A 16377-nucleotide genomic window follows, 5' to 3' on the forward strand; every position below is an offset into this window, starting at 1 on the left:
TTCCTGTAGTATTCAAGGCTTAAAAATGTGGGCGTATTATTGGAATCAAACAGGAGGGATTGTCTGTGGAAAATCTGAATCCGCGGTACGATTTTGGCTGTGTATGGGTGAGATAAGAAAAAATAATCTTTCCTTTTAAATTAATTAACTGTTTGTTTGAATAGTTATTACGATAACTTCGTAGATTTGCGAAAAGTTCGTAGAAAAACAGATTCGATATGGAAAAGCTAACTTATCAGGAAGAAGAGACCATGCGTTTCATCTGGCATTTGGGCCCGTGTTTCGTGAAAGAAATCGTGGCATGTTATGACGAGCCGAAGCCGCCTTATACCACGGTGGCCTCGATTGTGAACAACCTGAAGCGGAAAGGCTACCTGAAGGCCGAAAAGTTTGGGAACACTTACCGCTATACGCCGCTGGTAGCGCAGGAGGAATATACCCGCAATTCGGTGGGCAACCTCGTGCGCAACTATTTTGCCGACTCTTACAAGGAGATGGTGTCGTTCTTCGCCAAGGAGCAGAAAATTTCCAAGGACGAGCTGAACGAGATTATCGACCTGATTGAGAAACGGAAAGACAAATAGAACATTTTAGATTTACTTACCTTTTAAATCTTTTTTTACTATGTTATATCTTCTTCAAGTCAATCTCGGACTGGTCCTGTTTTACGCCTTGTACAAGCTGGTATGTACGCGGGACACGTTCTTCCGTTCCAGAAGATTCATTCTGCTGCTGGCGCTGGTGCTGCCTTTTGTGTTGCCGCTGGTCGACGTGCGGGAATGGCTGGAAAGTCGTGACAGCCTGATTATGCTCACGCATTTCGACTATTCGTTCGTGTTGCCGGAAATAGTGGTGGGAAGTGAAACGGCGGAAGCGGGAAACGGCGTGTGGGTGTTGTCCGATTGGGTGAAATACCTGTACCTTGCCGGAGTGCTGGTGCTGTCTGTCCGGTTTCTCGTGCAGACGTGCAGCTTGTGGCACCTGATTTTGCGTACGCCGGAGAAGACGATAAACGGCATCCGTGTGAAATGCCTGAATGGCTCGTCCGGACCCTTCTCTTTCTTCGGGTGGATTTTCCTGAATCCGGCAATAGTGAAGGAAGACGAACTGGACGAAATCCTGACGCACGAGATGGCGCACGTAAAGCAGCGACATTCCGTCGATGTGCTTCTTGCCGAGATGGCCAGCATCTGCTGCTGGATGAACCCTTTTGCCTGGCTGCTGAAACGGGAAGTCCGGCTCAATCTGGAGTTCCTGGCCGACAAGAGAGTCGTGGAAGCGGGATTCGCCACCAAGAGTTATCAATATCACCTGCTTGGGTTGGCCTATAGCCACAAGTATGGATTATCCAATAATTTCAATTTCTCTCATCTTAAAAAACGTATCATTATGATGAACAAGAAAAAATCAAACGGAACAGGGCGTATTAAATATGCACTGTTCATGCTTCCGGCCTTTGCTCTACTCGTTGCCGGAAACACCTCCTGCTCGCAGGGAGCATCCGAAAAACAGGATGCCAAAGAAGAAACCGTCGCACCGGATTCCGTGGTAGCGGTTCCTATTGACAGTGTGGCAAAAGAAAAAGCGTATGACGTAGTGGAACAGATGCCTGAATTTCCGGGAGGAATGAAGGAAATGTTGAAATTCTTTCAAGACAATGTGAAATATCCGGAAAGTGCCATGAAGAACAATGTGCAGGGACGGGTAATCGTGCAGTTTGTGGTAGAAAAAGACGGAACCCCTACCGAGTTCAATGTGGTTCGTTCTGTGGACCCGGATTTGGATGCGGAAGCTTTGCGCGTGCTGAAGACCATGCCTAAGTGGAAGCCGGGCATGCAGAAGGGAGAGGTCGTGAGAGTGAAGTTCACCGTGCCTGTTACGTTCAGACTTCAGTAATTAGTTTTTTGAAGTCCGCTTTCAAATGGGTTTTACGTATGCTTTATGTACTTCTGAGAGAAGTTGAAAGAAACCGCATTTGAAAGCGGACTCATTTTTATAAAAATATAATACCATGAAAATTACCGCAATATTATTTTCCTCTATCTTATTGGCCCTGCCGGGTTACGGACAAAATAGAGAGACGGACTATCTGTCGCATGTGCTGGAGAAAATGAATGCCGTAGAATCGGTAACCTATCATTGTGTGATAAAGGCATGGGAGCCGGGAGACACAGAGCCGGTGTACAGTGTGCCAAGAGAAATTTATGAGCATGTGAATCCGCAGGATACGGCTGTGGGGTATTCTTTCTTGTGTGCCTCGGATAAGGAATTCAGGCAACCGCTTTGGGTATATGACGGAACTGTGTTTGCTTATATAGAGAAAGAGGAAAAAGAAGTACGGATAGATGATTTCACTCAGAAAAGTCCCCTTCCGTTCAGAGTTATTATGCCGCAAGCTTTTGGTTGCATGAAATCCATTCTTGAGTATGCATTGAATACTCAGGATAGCATAGTCCTTAGCTTGAAGGATGAGGGGAAAGATTATCTGATGGAATTAAGTATCCATACACCGTATCAGGTGGAGTTCTTTGGTAAGGCTTGTTACATGCCGCAGAATCCGTATATATATGATCCGACATCTATTTACAAAATCTGGATTTCAAAAGAAGATGACATGCCTTATCGTTATCGCAGGGAGATGCAGCATAGCATCAGTGAGAATATTTGTTCCGATTTTGTGTATAATCCTGCAGGAAAGGGAAAAATTGTAGCGGAAGATTATTATCCGGCAGATTATGTGCGGCGTATAAAAGGAGAGAAGTCTCAGAAGGCGACAGTGGATATGACGGGTAAAAAAGCTCCAGACTGGACGCTTACTGACATGAACGGTCAGAAGGTTTCTTTAAGTAGTATAAAGTCGAAGGTCATCTTGTTGCAGTTCACGGGGATAGGCTGTGGACCATGCAAGATTTCGATTCCTTTCTTGAACAGGTTGAGAAAAGAATATGCGGTGAACGAGCTTGAAGTGCTGGCTGTAGAAACGTGGGGAAGGTCGAAATCATCTTGTGAAGCGTATGTGAAAAACCAGGGAATAGAATACCGTTTTCTGACTGCCGATAAGGATATAATTGCTAAACTTATAAATGATTATCAGGCCGGTAGTGGAGTTCCGCAGTTTTATTTGATAGGTGAAGACCGCATGATAATTGCAAAGTTTCAAGGCTATGCAGAAAAGACAACAGATGCAGAGATTGAAAAGAAGATAAAAGCGAACTTGTAGACCGAAAAAACGTATTCTTCCAATACCTTGCATTTTCTGTAGATTTTTCTATACATTTGCAGCCGTACATTTATAAACAAAAATAAGACACAATGAAAAATCTAAGAAACATGCTGGCGGCCGGTCTGTTCATGGCCGCAATTTGCTTTACCGCCGGCGCACAGACACAGATCCCGCTGGAAAACTTTTTCAAGAACCCGGAAAAGATAGACTATCAGGTATCGCCCGACGGGACCTATTTCTCATTCATGGCTCCCTACGAGAACCGCATGAACCTTTTTGTACAGAAAATCGGATCGGACACTACCATCCGCATCACATCTGAAACGGAACGTGACATCGCCGCAAGCATGTGGGCCGGCAATAACCGCATCCTTTTCGTCAAGGATACGGGAGGCGACGAGAACTACCAGCTCTATGGCGTGAACATCGACGGTTCTGACCTGAAATCGTACACCAATTTCCCGAAAGTCAGAACCAACATTATCGACCCGCTGGAAAAAATCGATTCACTGGTCATCATCGGCATGAACAAGCGTAACCCTCAGGTATTCGACCCGTATCGTCTGAACCTGAACACAGGAGAACTGACCCTGCTGGCCGAGAACCCGGGCAATATACAGGGATGGATGACCGACCACGACGGCAAGCTGCGTGTAGCCATTGCCATAGTAGACGGGGTCAATACCCAGATACTATACCGTGAAACGGAAGCCCAGCCGTTCCAACCGGTATTGACCACCAACTTCAAGGAAACCGTCGGTTTCGCCGTCTTTACGCCCGACAACAAGATGGTCTACGCGCTGACCAACATCGGACGTGACAAGACCGCACTGGTCCTGATGGATCCGAAAACCTGCGAAGAGAAGGAGGTCCTGTACATGAACGACAAGTACGACATCTCGGACCTCAGCTACTCCGAAAAAAAGAACCGACTGACAGTAGTAGCCTGTGAAGGGCACAAGGACATGATCCGCCACTATTTCGACAAAGAAGAAGAAGGGATACGTAAGAAACTGGAAGCCCTGCTTCCGGGCTATAACGTCAGTATCACCAGCCAGAGCAGAGACGAGAATATCCGTCTGATCCATGCCGGCAATGACCGCACATACGGAACCTACTACCTCTATAATGTAAAGGAAAACAAGCTCACCAAGGTGGCCGACATAGCGCCCTGGATCAAAGAAGAGGAAATGTGCGCCATGAACCCGATTACCTATACCAGCCGTGACGGACTGACCATAGAAGGTTACCTGACTCTGCCGAAAGGTTATACCATGGAAAATGCAAAGAACCTGCCGGTTGTGGTCAATCCGCATGGAGGACCGTGGGCACGCGACACCTGGGGATACAATCCGGAAGTACAGTTCCTTGCCAGCCGTGGCTATGCCGTACTGCAGATGAACTTCCGTGCCTCAACCGGATACGGCCGCAAGTTTACCGAACTGGGCTACAAGCAATGGGGACAGACCATGCAGAATGACATTACCGACGGAGTAGAATGGCTGATCAAGAAAGGTATAGCCGATCCGAAGCGGGTGGCCATCTATGGAGCAAGCTATGGAGGTTACGCTACCCTGGCAGGAGTGACCTTTACTCCCGACCTGTATGCCTGCGCCGTCGATTACGTAGGAGTGTCCAACCTGTTCACGTTCATGAATACGATTCCTCCCTACTGGAAACCGTTGCTCGACATGATGCACGAAATGATAGGCGACCCCGAAACCGACAAAGAAATGATGGAAAAATACTCGCCTGTATTCCATGTAGACCAGATCAAGGCTCCACTGTTCATCGCCCAGGGTGCAAACGACCCGCGCGTCAACAAAGCCGAATCTGACCAGATGGTAGAAGCCTTGAAGAAACGAGGTGTGGAAGTGGAATACATGGTAAAGGAAAATGAAGGACACGGATTCTATAATGAAGAGAATAAGTTCGACTTCTACCGTGCCATGGAGAAATTCCTTGACAAGCATCTGAAATAAACACTTCAGCCTGATTGTTATCAAACCGGATTCTCCAAAATCCTTGCATTTTCTGTAGATTTTTATATACATTTGCAGCCGTACATTTAAACAAAGAGAAAAACAGATGCATCGTATCGCTTCCTATTCACGCAAAGTCATGCTTCGGTTCCGCCGTTGGAGCCGGAAGGAATATGCTGCATTCGTGAGCCTGCATCGCCACGTCACCATCGGACAGGTGGGACGGGGAATTGCTGATGCCTCATTGGGCAAGCAGAAAACGGCGGTGTGCGAAGGGAAGAAGGCAGAGGTTGCATTATGGAGTATCCTCTCAGAAGAAGAGGTACTCTTTGGAAGCGGAGGACCGGGACTTGGAGGAAGTTTATTCGAGATGGACCGGAAAGGATTGTGGTGTCTGCTGGTGCCGCAAAGGGAAGAAGTGACTGCGCCGCTTGTAGACAGAATAAATAAGATAATAAATAACCGGATGGGGTGTACCCGTTTCGAGCTGAATCTGAAAGAGACAGCCGAAACGGATACACCCTTTCTTTTTTAATACAATACGTATGGAGAAATTACAGAAACTGGAAGAGAAAATAAAAGAAGGACAGGTGCTGACCGCAGAAGAGGCCTTGTGGCTGTTGGAGGAAGCACCTTTTGACGCATTGTGTGAAACGGCCCATCGCATCACGGTGGCATACGCTTCCCGGAAGTTTGACATGTGTTCCATTATCAATGCCAAGTCGGGACGTTGCCCGGAAAACTGCAAATGGTGTGCCCAGTCGGTACATCATCACACGGGCGTGGAGGAATACGGACTGGTGAGCGAAGAAGAATGTTTACGTCAGGCACAGATGAACGAAAACCAGGGGGTATCGCGCTTCTCGCTGGTGACCAGCGGACGCCGACCTTCGGCAGGAGAGTTGGAGAAATTGTGTGCGCATTTTGAGTATGTGCGGGCGCATAGCGGCATCAAGTTGTGTGCATCTTTGGGACTGGCCACGGAGGAACAGCTTGCGGCGCTGCACCGTGCGGGAGTGAGCCGTTATCATTGTAACCTGGAGACGGCGCCTTCGTTTTTCCCGAACCTGTGCTCCACGCATACCCAATCCCAGAAGATAGACACGTTGCAGGCAGCCCGCCGGGTGGGTATGGACGTGTGTAGCGGAGGCATCATCGGCATGGGAGAAACGCCGGCCCAGCGGGTGGAACTGGCGCTGACCTTGCGGGAACTGGAGGTGCAGTCCATCCCGCTGAACCTGTTGCAGCCCATCAAGGGAACACCGCTGGAACATGCGAAACCGCTGACGGCGGAAGAGGTGTTGCGTACGGTAGCCATGTTCCGCATGGTGAACCCGACGGCTTTCCTCCGTTTTGCCGGAGGACGTTCGCAGCTGAGCGAGGAGACGGTAGACCGTGCCTTGTATGTGGGCATCAATTCGGCCATTGTGGGCGATTTGCTGACTACCCTCGGTTCCAAAGTATCAAAAGACAAAGAACGTATAAAAGGAGCAGGATATGAATTGTGAGAAACTGTTTGACGAATTTGACCGGGACCACTTGTGGCATCCGTACACTTCGACCTCGAATCCGCTGCCGACGTACAAGGTAGAGCGGGCAGAGGGCTGTACGCTGACCCTGGCCGACGGCACGGAGCTGATTGATGGTATGTCGTCGTGGTGGTGTGCCGTGCATGGATACAATCATCCGGTATTGAACCGGGCGGTGGAGGAACAGCTCCACCGGATGTCGCATGTGATGTTCGGGGGACTGACCCATGAACCGGCCATTGAACTGGGAAAGGAACTGCTGAAAATCGTACCTCCCAGCATGGAGTATATTTTTTATGCCGACAGTGGGTCGGTAGCCGTGGAGGTGGCCTTGAAGATGGCGGTACAGTATCAGTTTGCAGCCGGCCATCCGGAGAAGAACAATTTCGTGACCATCCGTTCGGGGTACCATGGCGATACGTGGAACGCCATGTCGGTATGCGACCCGGTGACGGGCATGCACAGCCTGTTCGGTTCGGCCCTTCCGGTACGCTATTTCGTGCCGGCTCCGCAGTGCCGTTTCGGCGCGGAATGGGACGAGAAAGACATTGAGCCGTTGCGGGAAATCATCACGCAGCACCACGGCGAGCTGGCGGCCCTGATTTTGGAACCAATCGTACAGGGAGCCGGAGGGATGCGTTTCTACCATCCGCAGTATTTGCGGGAGGCGGCACGCCTCTGCCGGGAGCACGGTATGCTCCTGATTTTTGACGAGATTGCCACGGGCTTCGGGCGTACGGGCAAGCTCTTTGCGTGGGAACATGCGCAGGTAGAACCGGACATCATGTGTATCGGCAAGGCACTGACTGGAGGGTACATGACCTTCTCGGCGGTGCTGGCTTCGGCGAAGGTGGCCGACTGCATTTCTTCCAAGGAACCGCGTGCCTTCATGCATGGGCCAACGTTCATGGGTAATCCGCTGGCGTGTGCCGTGGCACTGGCTTCTGTCCGGCTGTTGTTGTCGTCTGGCTGGCAGGAGAAGGTGCGCCGCATCGAGACACAGTTGAAAGAGGAACTGGCGCCGGCGGCTGCGTTGCCACAGGTGGCTGACGTCCGGGTACTGGGAGCCATCGGGGTGATTGAGACCAAGAAGCCGGTCGACATGGGTTGGATGCAGCGGCGGTTTGTGGAAGAAGGTATCTGGGTACGTCCGTTCGGACGGCTGGCCTACATTATGCCGCCTTTCATCATCCGTCCGGAGCAGCTGACCAAGCTGACGAGCGGTTTGTGTAAGATTGTGGGCGAAATGCCGGAATAAAAACAAGGAGAAACATCATGGAAAATGAAATACAACCCGGACCGGACAGGGATTTCCAGCAGGAACTGGAACAGCTGGAGGCGTGCGGCAACTTGCGTGTGTTGCCGGAAACCTGCTGTGACGGGAAATGGATTGAAGCCTGCGGACGGCGGATGCTGAACCTGTCGTCGAACGATTACCTGGGACTGGCTTCGGACAAGGCGTTGCGCGAGGAATTTCTGCGGACGGTGAAGGAGAGGGACTTGTGCTTTTCTTCCTCGTCCTCACGGTTGCTGACGGGCAACTTCCCGGCTTATCGGGAATTGGAAACATTGCTGGCTTCGCTCTTCGGGGCGGAGAGTGCACTGGTGTTCAGCAGCGGGTATCACATGAATACGGGGATTCTGCCGGCGGTGACCGATGCGAATACCTTGATTTTGGCCGATAAACTGGTGCATGCGAGCCTGATTGACGGTATCCGCCTGTCGGCGGCCAAGTGCATCCGCTACCGCCATCAGGACTATGCACAGCTGGAGAATCTGCTGGCCAAGTACCACGGGGCGTATCACCGGATTATCATCGTGACGGAAAGTGTGTTCAGCATGGACGGTGACGTGGCTTCGCTCGACCGTTTGGTGGCACTGAAGCGCCGCTACGACCACGTGATGCTGTATGTGGACGAAGCGCATGGCATTGCGGTGCGGGGGATGCACGGACTGGGGGTAGCCGAGGAACAAGGCTGCCTGAAGGACATTGATTTCCTGTGCGGCACCTTCGGCAAGGCGATGGCTTCCGTCGGGGCGTATGTGGTGTGCCGGAAGGTGATTCGGGATTACCTGGTGAACCGGATGCGGACGTTGATTTTCACTACGGCATTGCCTCCTCTCAACGTAGCCTGGACGCGTTTTGTCTTGTCGCGGTTGGAGGAGATGCAGGTACGTCGGGAGCACCTGTCACAGATTTCGGCTCGTTTGCGGGCGGCTGTCCGTGAAAGCGGAGCCGATTGCCCGTCGGAAAGCCACATCATTCCCTTGGTGGTAGGAGCCAACGAGAAGGCCATCTGGAAGGCCATGCAGATGCAGGAACACGGCTTTTATGTATTGCCCGTGCGTCCGCCTACGGTGCCCGAAGGGACGGCACGGTTACGTTTCTCGCTGACCGCGTTGATTGAAGAGGATGAAGTGGCGCGTTTGTGTCACGAATTGAAGGAATGAATCGGAAAGAATTGAAGGAATGAAACAACTGTTTATCAAGAAGGAAGGAACCCCGGTGTTGCTGCTTTTCTTTGCGGGCTGGGGTTCGGACGAAAACCTGTTTGGCAGTCCGGTGCCGGAAGGGTGCGACTACTTGCTGTGTTTTGATTACAAGAATATGGACTTTGACTACAGCTTGCTGGACGGCTATCAGGAGATACGGGTCCTGGCCTGGTCCATGGGCGTATGGGTGGCCTGTCAGACATTGACAGGGAAGGATTATCCCTACGGGATGAGGCTGGCCGTGAACGGGACCCCTTATCCCATCCACAATACCAAAGGGATTCCGGAAGCTATTTTCCGGGGAACGCTGGAGAATTTCTCGGAACCGGTGCTGGTGCGTTTCCGTCGGCGCATTTGCGGGTCGGCGGCGCAGGTGAAACTGTTTTTGGCGCATCACCCTTACCGGACGTTGGACGACTTGCATCAGGAACTGGCCGACGAGTGGACGATGGTGAAGGCCCTTCCGGCGTGGGAGTGGGACTGGGACAAGGCGATTGTCGGGACCTCGGACAAGATCTTCCCGCCGCAGAACCAGCGGGAAGCCTGGCAAGGCGTACCGGTGGAAGAGAAAGATGTGGAACACTATGACGAGGAGCTGTTCCGGCAGCTGCTGAGCGGAGAAAGTAGTTTATGGACAAGACCCTGATCAGTCGGCGTTTTGCGAAGGCCGTGGGTACTTACCTGGACAAGGCTGACGTGCAGCGCTACGTGGCGTCGCGGATGGCGGAACTGACGGGCCGTTATGTTCCGGCAGACGTACAGGAACGGGTGCTGGAGATTGGTTGCGGCACGGGTATGTTCACGCGGATGTACCTGAAACAGGCGGCTCCGGAAGAGATGTGGCTGAACGACCTCTGTCCGGAGGTGAAACCCTATCTGGCCGATGTGCTGGGCGAGAAGGTGCATTTCGTGGCGAAGGATGCGGAGACGCTGGCTTTCCCGGAAGGGCAGGACCTGATTGTGTCGTGCTCGGCGGTGCAGTGGTTTGACGACCTGCCGCGTTTTTTTTCAGGGTGCCGAAGGCTGCTGCACGAGGGGGGCTACCTGGCTTTCAGTACTTTCGGCCCTCACAACACGGAGGAGGTGGCGACGCTGGCTTCGGCGGGGCTTTCGTATCCGTCGTTGGAGGCACTGCGGAAGATGCTGGCTGCCCGTTACGAGGTGGTGTATGCCCATGAGGAACAGTTGCGTCTGTCGTTCGCTTCTCCGCTGGAAGTGTTGCGGCACCTGAAAGAGACGGGAGTGACGGGTACGGCGGCACAGGCCTGGACGCGGGGCAGGCTGCAGGAGTTTTGCCGGAATTATACGGAGAGGTTTTCGGATGAGCGGGGCAGGGTGTACCTGACTTTTCATCCCATTTATATGATATGTAGAAAATAAAATACTAAAAACGATACGGAAATGAAAAAAAATGTATATTTTGTGAGTGGCATCGACACGAACATCGGAAAGAGTTATGCTACGGCCTATCTGGCCAAGACATGGAACGAGCGGGGTATCCGTACCATTACGGAGAAACTGATTCAGACGGGCAATACGGACTTGTCGGAAGACATCGAACTGCACCGTCGGATTATGGGTACAGGCTTGTTGCCGGAGGACAAGGAACGGCTGACGATGCCGGAGATTTTTTCTTATCCCTGCTCTCCGCACCTGGCTGCAGAGATTGACAAGCGTCCGATTGACTTCGACAAGATTGAACAGGCTACGCAGACGTTGAGTGAGCGTTACGATGCGGTGCTGCTGGAAGGGGCCGGGGGACTGATGGTGCCTTTGACGCGCGACCTGCTGACCATTGACTACGTGGCGCAGAAACAGTATCCGCTGGTGTTCGTGACTTCCGGACGACTGGGAAGCATCAACCATACGTTGCTGAGCCTGGAGGCGATGAGCCGCCGGGGTATCCGTCTGCATACGCTGGCCTACAATCTTTTCCCGGAGGAAGACGATGAAATTATCCGTCGGGATACGGAGGAATACATGCGCGATTTGCTGAAACGGGAATATCCGGAAGCAGAGTTCGTGGTGATTCCGTTTTTAGGTAATAAATAAAAGGAAGAAAGTGAAACAGGGGTATTATCATTTACTGGCTATTGCTGTGGTGGTGGTATGGGGGCTGACCTATATCTCGACCAAGGTACTGATTCAGCATGGGCTGCATCCGCATGAAATCTTTTTCTACCGTTTTCTGGTGGCGTATGCAGGTATCTGGCTGATTGCTCCTCGCCGGTTGCTGGCTAACAGCTGGAAGGAGGAGGGGTTTCTGGCATTGGCCGGTTTTTTTGGCGGGTCGCTTTATTTTTATACGGAGAATACGGCGTTGGGAATGACACAGGCATCGAATGTGGCTTTTTTGCTGTGTACGGCTCCTTTGCTGACGGCATTTCTCTCGGCGGCCTGTTACAAAGAGATGTGTCTGGGAGTACACCTGTTGGCTGGTTCGGTACTGGCCTTGTGTGGGGTCGGTCTGATTGTTTTCGGAGGAAAAGAAGGATTGAAAGTGTCTCCTTGGGGGGATTTGTTGACGCTGTCGGCGGCTTTTTCATGGGCCTGCTACAGTTTGGTGATTCGCCGGCTGTCGCATTATCCGGTGTCGTTCATCACCCGGAAAGTGTTTTTCTACGGACTGGTCACCATCTTGCCGTTGTTCGTTATCTTTCCGTTCCGTGGCAATGTGAGGATATTGTCACAACCGGCTGTGTGGATGAATCTGCTGTTTCTGGCGCTGGTAGCCTCGCTGGTCTGTTTTGTGGCTTGGAATGTCGCACTGAAAAAGATTGGGGTGATGCATACCTCCAATTATATTTACCTGAGTCCGCTGGTCACGTTGGGTGCTTCCATGCTGATTTTAGGGGAAGTACTGACGCTCACTTCGGCACTGGGAGCTGTTTGTATTTTGTGCGGGGTGTATTGGGCGGAAAAAAAGCATTGAATATTTCAACCCCTGAATAGACAAGTTTAGGGAAATCCCTACCTTGAAATAGGGATTTCCTGCTTGATGGGGAGAAATATCTTCCTATTTTTGTACCAGAATAAAAAGGTAAAACCGTTAAAAGATATGACTATGATGAAGTTGAAAGTATTTGCTTCGTTGATGTGGGTAAGTTTGCCGTTTTTTGTGGCGGCCCAGAGTAACGACGACCTTTACTTCGTTCCCAAGAAGAAAGCGGAGACGAAGAAGGAGACCGTAGTAGCCCCGAAGCAGAATCAGGGGACAGCGGTATATTCCACATCGTCCGCTTCCACTCCGGTGGTGGTGAAAGATGCGGCAGGAAATACACGTGATGTGGACGAGTACAACCGTCGGTATACATCGCGGGAAAACACGTTCTCCATGCAGAACGATACACTCTACATACAGGAAAAACCGTATGGAGAGCGGGGAGAATGGGTGAACGGCTTTGAAGGTTCACAAGATGATTATGAGTATGCCATGCGCATCGTCCGTTTCCGGAGTCCGCGCTATGCCATTCCTGTGAGCAGCCCGTTGTATTGGGACGTGGTGTACGGAGCCTTCCCTTCCTGGGACTGGAACGTATATGACGACGGATTGTATGCATACGTGTTCCCTACTTACAGCAATCCGCTGTGGTGGGACTGGAGATGGAACTGGAGCATTGCCGGACCGCGATTCGGCTGGTACTCTCCATGGTATTATAGCAGCTGGTATTCTCCATGGTATTCTCCTTATTGGTACGGTGGCTACTGGGGTGGCTACTGGGGAAGCTATTGGGGAGGTTACTGGGGTGGTTATTGGGGCCCCGGCTGGCATCACCATTATCCGTATTATGGATGGGGAGGCGCTTATCAAGGGCACTCTTATACCTACAACAACCGTCGTGCAGAGGGTATGGAACGGAGAGGTACGGTGGGTTCTGCGTTCGACCGAAACGGTAGAACCGGAGGCCGTGTAATGAGTGGATTGGACCGTAATGGCAGAACTGGAGGCCGTGTCGTGACCGGCACCGATGGAATACGTTCTATCCGTCCGGATGGTGCTTCCAGAGTGCGTAGTACGGGTACAAGATACACACGCCCGTCGCAAGGACTGGGTGAGTCCACTTATTCTCGTCCCAGCAGTACACGCCCGAATTCCTATCGGAATACGGATGTGTTCAACCGGATGAACCAGAATTCGAACCGGACGAATGGATTCAATAACTCACGGACAAATTCCAATTCTTCTGTCAGAAGTTACAGTAACTTTGGTGGAAGCAGCTATCGTTCTACTACAGGGAGCGGCGGTTCTTCCAGAGGAGTAAGTACTGGTGGCGGCGGTGGTGCTCGCAGAAGATAAATATGTAAACAAAATGATATTGAGGATGAAAAAGAAATATATGTATGCAGTGGCCTGCTCAGTACTGTGTGGTGCGCAGGCCATGGCGCAGACTGCGTATGATGCGGCCCGCTATGCAGGTGATGAATTGAACGGTACAGCCCGTTTTGTCGGAATGGGGGGTGCCATGGGTGCTTTGGGTGCAGATATTTCGGTTATCGGTACCAATCCGGCAGGCATCGGCTTGTTCAGAGGGCATGATGTATCCACGTCTTTTGGCATGAATGCCACAAAGGCAGAAAGTGATTTTAATGGAAATGTGATGAATGACAAACGGACGAAAGCTTCGTTCGATCAGATAGGCTTCGTGTATTCCACAAAGATTGGTAACCGCACGACATTGCGTTATCTGAATTTTGGATTCAACTATCATAAGAGCCGGAACTTCAACCGGCAGTTCGCTGCAGGTGGTATGCTGAATGGCTTATCCCAGACACAGCAGCTGGCCAATATGGTAGGTGGTTCTGTCTATTCCATCAGTGAAATAGATGACATCTACAATTATGGAACAGAAGGGCACAGCGGGCTTTCAAATCCTTACTACAATACCAATTATCCGTATCTGGGTGTAATGGGTATCCGTACGGAACTGGTGGGTGTGGGAACATTGGCTAATGGGAAGCAAGCACCGATGGGCTGGAATGGAAATGCGAACGGTTTCCGCAGCCGGGAAGAAGGTGGCATTAACCAGTATGACTTCAACGTGGCGTTTAATGTGGAAGACCGGATGTATTTCGGTATCACTTTGGGCGTGAATGACGTGAATTATACACGCAGCACCTATTATACGGAAGACGTGTACGATGGCAATCATTCTGGTTATTATGAGTTGCGGAATGCTTACCGTACGGAAGGTACTGGATTGAACTTGAAATTCGGAGCTATTTTCCGTCCGATAGAAGATTCTCCGTTCCGCTTTGGTCTGGCCATTCATACGCCTACCTGGTATTCACTGACCGACAAGTATTCTGCAGAGATTTATTCAGAATTGAATTACAAGTTCGCGAATGAAGCTGACAATACACAGTTCAAGGCTGATGAACGGACGATAGATTATGCCGGAGAGTCTTTACAGGATTACCGTTTGGTGACTCCGTGGAAATTCAATGTCAGTGCAGGAACCACTTTGGGAGGAATTATGGCTTTAGGTGCAGAATATGAATATGCAGGTTATAATACGTCTCGGCTGTATTACAATGATGGGACTCAGATGGAGAACCAGAATCACTACACCAAGTCCATCCTGAAAGGACAACATACATTGCGTGTCGGTATGGAAACACGTATTTCTTCTGCTTTCAGTGTGAGAGCAGGTTATAATTATTCTACATCGGCCTTTAAGGATGGAGCATATAAGTCGCTGAATGCAAACGATATGCGTACGGATACGGAATATATGAATGATTTGGCCCGCCACACGGTAACCGTGGGCTTAGGATATAGAGGGAAATGCTTCTATACCGACTTGGCCTATAAATATGACTTGTACAAGTCTGATTTTTACGCCTTCAGTGATGAGGCTTTGCCTGTCACAAAGGTCACCAACGAACGTCATCAGCTGTTGCTTACGCTAGGCGTTCACTTCTAAGCGTTCATTGTGTTTGTTTTATTTTAATAGGGAGTTGCTTTTATTCACTGGGGCAGCTCCTTTTTTTATTCTTTTTTGTCGCGATATTCTTTCTTTTTCCAGAAATTGAATCCCATATAGATACGCAGGCTGCCAAAGGAATTGGTCATGGAAAAGGTGGGTTTCCGATAGTCATAAGTGTGGAGCACGAGGGAGGCTCCCACATAATATTTGCTGTTGTTCCAGGTGATGCCAGCACGGGTAATCAGGTCGAAGTTGATGTCCCTGATCCATTGCGCCCAGCTGGTACCGCTCTGGGTGGGCTGGTCGTTGATGCGTGACTTCTTGTAAGCCACAGCCGGAAGTAGGGACACATTCAGCAGACAGTTCTTGGCAAAAACCCAGTTGTAACCATAGCCCACACTGAGGTTGTAGTCCGTATAGCGCAGGCTGTGGAATTGCAGGGAAGGGCTGAGCTGTTGCCGCATTTCGTCGGGAAGCTGGGTATAGTCGAAAGAAATGTTATGCTGTGAGTAAGAGAATCCGGCCAGCAGGGAGCCACAACTTTTGCGCTGGTTGGTTGACTGGCTGTAGGCTGCCGGATAGGAAAAATGTTTGTGATTGAAAATCCAGTAGGCATTCAGTCCCTTGATGTTGCTTTGAAAGCCGTTGAACGGAGTGTTGGTATAGTCCTTGTTGAGATTGAAATTCTCATACGAAGAAATCTTGAAATCACTGCCTGTCTTCCGGTAGTAGAGATCGACACCAAATTTTGCGCTGTACAGATTGAATACGATTTCTTTTCTGGGAGCCTTGTTCTTTCCTTTTCCGAGGAGGTCTCTGATGTCGAAAGAGACCCCTAGAAAAATCCATCTCCAGCCGAAATATACCCCCAGTTTGGTATTGATATGGGGCGCGAAGCTCAAACTTTGTCCGTCGTTGCTTCCCAGGCGGTAATGCTCATACCAGGAACTCTGTTCCAGCATGAAAGCCAGGTTGTATTTGTTGGGGGAAATATAGGTAGTATCTACCGTATTCAGTTTGACGCCGACTTTCTTGATGCCTTGTCCGGTGAATTGGATGGAACGGACAATGCCATCGGTCAGACTGCTCAGCAGAAGACGCGGATAGGATACCGGAGCAGGTTCAGTGGAGCCCACACTGTCTTGCTTCTCTACTTGAGCCGAACCTTGGGCCGGGTAGAGAAGAAAGGCAAGCAGTATGGTCAACAAGGAGAGTTGTTTCAC

The 16377-nt window shown here is 50.6% G+C and carries 15 protein-coding genes; 14 read left to right on the forward strand and 1 reads right to left on the reverse strand.

What is annotated here, in order from left to right:
- Nucleotides 1-218 precede the first annotated feature (218 nt).
- From OIM59_RS04345 to OIM59_RS04410, 14 genes are all read left to right on the forward strand, one after another.
- Nucleotides 219-584: a BlaI/MecI/CopY family transcriptional regulator gene (locus tag OIM59_RS04345; RefSeq protein WP_303895318.1), complete on the forward strand. Its 366-nt coding sequence runs from the start codon at nt 219-221 to the stop codon at nt 582-584.
- 40 nt (nt 585-624) lie between these two features.
- Nucleotides 625-1896, forward strand: a complete 1272-nt coding sequence (locus OIM59_RS04350) for a M56 family metallopeptidase (protein WP_303895320.1) — start codon at nt 625-627, stop codon at nt 1894-1896.
- A gap of 115 nt (nt 1897-2011) precedes the next feature.
- Nucleotides 2012-3220: a TlpA disulfide reductase family protein gene (locus tag OIM59_RS04355; RefSeq protein ID WP_299171022.1), complete on the forward strand. Its 1209-nt coding sequence runs from the start codon at nt 2012-2014 to the stop codon at nt 3218-3220.
- Between the two features lie 92 nt (nt 3221-3312).
- Nucleotides 3313-5205: a S9 family peptidase gene (locus tag OIM59_RS04360; RefSeq protein WP_303895324.1), complete on the forward strand. Its 1893-nt coding sequence runs from the start codon at nt 3313-3315 to the stop codon at nt 5203-5205.
- Between the two features lie 106 nt (nt 5206-5311).
- A complete protein-coding gene (locus OIM59_RS04365; protein WP_303895327.1) occupies nt 5312-5740 on the forward strand; it encodes a hypothetical protein in 429 nt (142 codons plus the stop codon).
- A gap of 10 nt (nt 5741-5750) precedes the next feature.
- Nucleotides 5751-6713: a biotin synthase BioB gene (bioB, locus tag OIM59_RS04370; protein WP_303895329.1), complete on the forward strand. Its 963-nt coding sequence runs from the start codon at nt 5751-5753 to the stop codon at nt 6711-6713.
- The gene (gene bioA / locus OIM59_RS04375; RefSeq protein WP_299171012.1) at nt 6703-7992 is read left to right on the forward strand and encodes an adenosylmethionine--8-amino-7-oxononanoate transaminase; all 1290 of its coding nucleotides are present in this window, start codon (nt 6703-6705) and stop codon (nt 7990-7992) included. Before bioB ends, bioA begins: the two co-directional genes overlap by 11 nt.
- A gap of 17 nt (nt 7993-8009) precedes the next feature.
- Nucleotides 8010-9185, forward strand: coding sequence for an 8-amino-7-oxononanoate synthase (locus OIM59_RS04380; RefSeq protein ID WP_299171010.1), 1176 nt, complete (start codon nt 8010-8012; stop codon nt 9183-9185).
- A 19-nt stretch (nt 9186-9204) separates the two neighbouring features.
- The gene (locus OIM59_RS04385) at nt 9205-9873 is read left to right on the forward strand and encodes a DUF452 family protein (RefSeq protein WP_299171007.1); all 669 of its coding nucleotides are present in this window, start codon (nt 9205-9207) and stop codon (nt 9871-9873) included.
- Nucleotides 9858-10607 carry a malonyl-ACP O-methyltransferase BioC gene (bioC, locus tag OIM59_RS04390; protein ID WP_299171004.1) on the forward strand — a complete coding sequence of 250 codons (750 nt, stop codon included), beginning with the start codon at nt 9858-9860 and terminating at the stop codon, nt 10605-10607. The genes OIM59_RS04385 and bioC overlap by 16 nt, the downstream gene beginning before the upstream one ends.
- A 21-nt stretch (nt 10608-10628) precedes the next feature.
- Nucleotides 10629-11279, forward strand: a complete 651-nt coding sequence (bioD, locus tag OIM59_RS04395; protein WP_299171001.1) for a dethiobiotin synthase — start codon at nt 10629-10631, stop codon at nt 11277-11279.
- A 10-nt stretch (nt 11280-11289) separates the two neighbouring features.
- Nucleotides 11290-12159 carry a DMT family transporter gene (locus OIM59_RS04400; RefSeq protein WP_299170999.1) on the forward strand — a complete coding sequence of 290 codons (870 nt, stop codon included), beginning with the start codon at nt 11290-11292 and terminating at the stop codon, nt 12157-12159.
- Between the two features lie 135 nt (nt 12160-12294).
- On the forward strand, nt 12295-13524 hold the full coding sequence (locus tag OIM59_RS04405; protein ID WP_299171111.1) for a hypothetical protein: 1230 nt from the start codon (nt 12295-12297) through the stop codon (nt 13522-13524).
- A gap of 25 nt (nt 13525-13549) precedes the next feature.
- Entirely contained in the window at nt 13550-15151 is a 1602-nt protein-coding gene (locus OIM59_RS04410; RefSeq protein ID WP_299170996.1) for a hypothetical protein, read from the forward strand.
- 65 nt (nt 15152-15216) lie between these two features.
- Here OIM59_RS04410 and OIM59_RS04415 read toward each other — a convergent pair whose 3' ends face one another.
- Nucleotides 15217-16377: a DUF4421 domain-containing protein gene (locus tag OIM59_RS04415; protein WP_299170994.1), complete on the reverse strand. Its 1161-nt coding sequence runs from the start codon at nt 16375-16377 to the stop codon at nt 15217-15219.

This window comes from Bacteroides mediterraneensis (assembly GCF_025993685.1).
Lineage (GTDB): Bacteria > Bacteroidota > Bacteroidia > Bacteroidales > Bacteroidaceae > Phocaeicola > Phocaeicola mediterraneensis_A.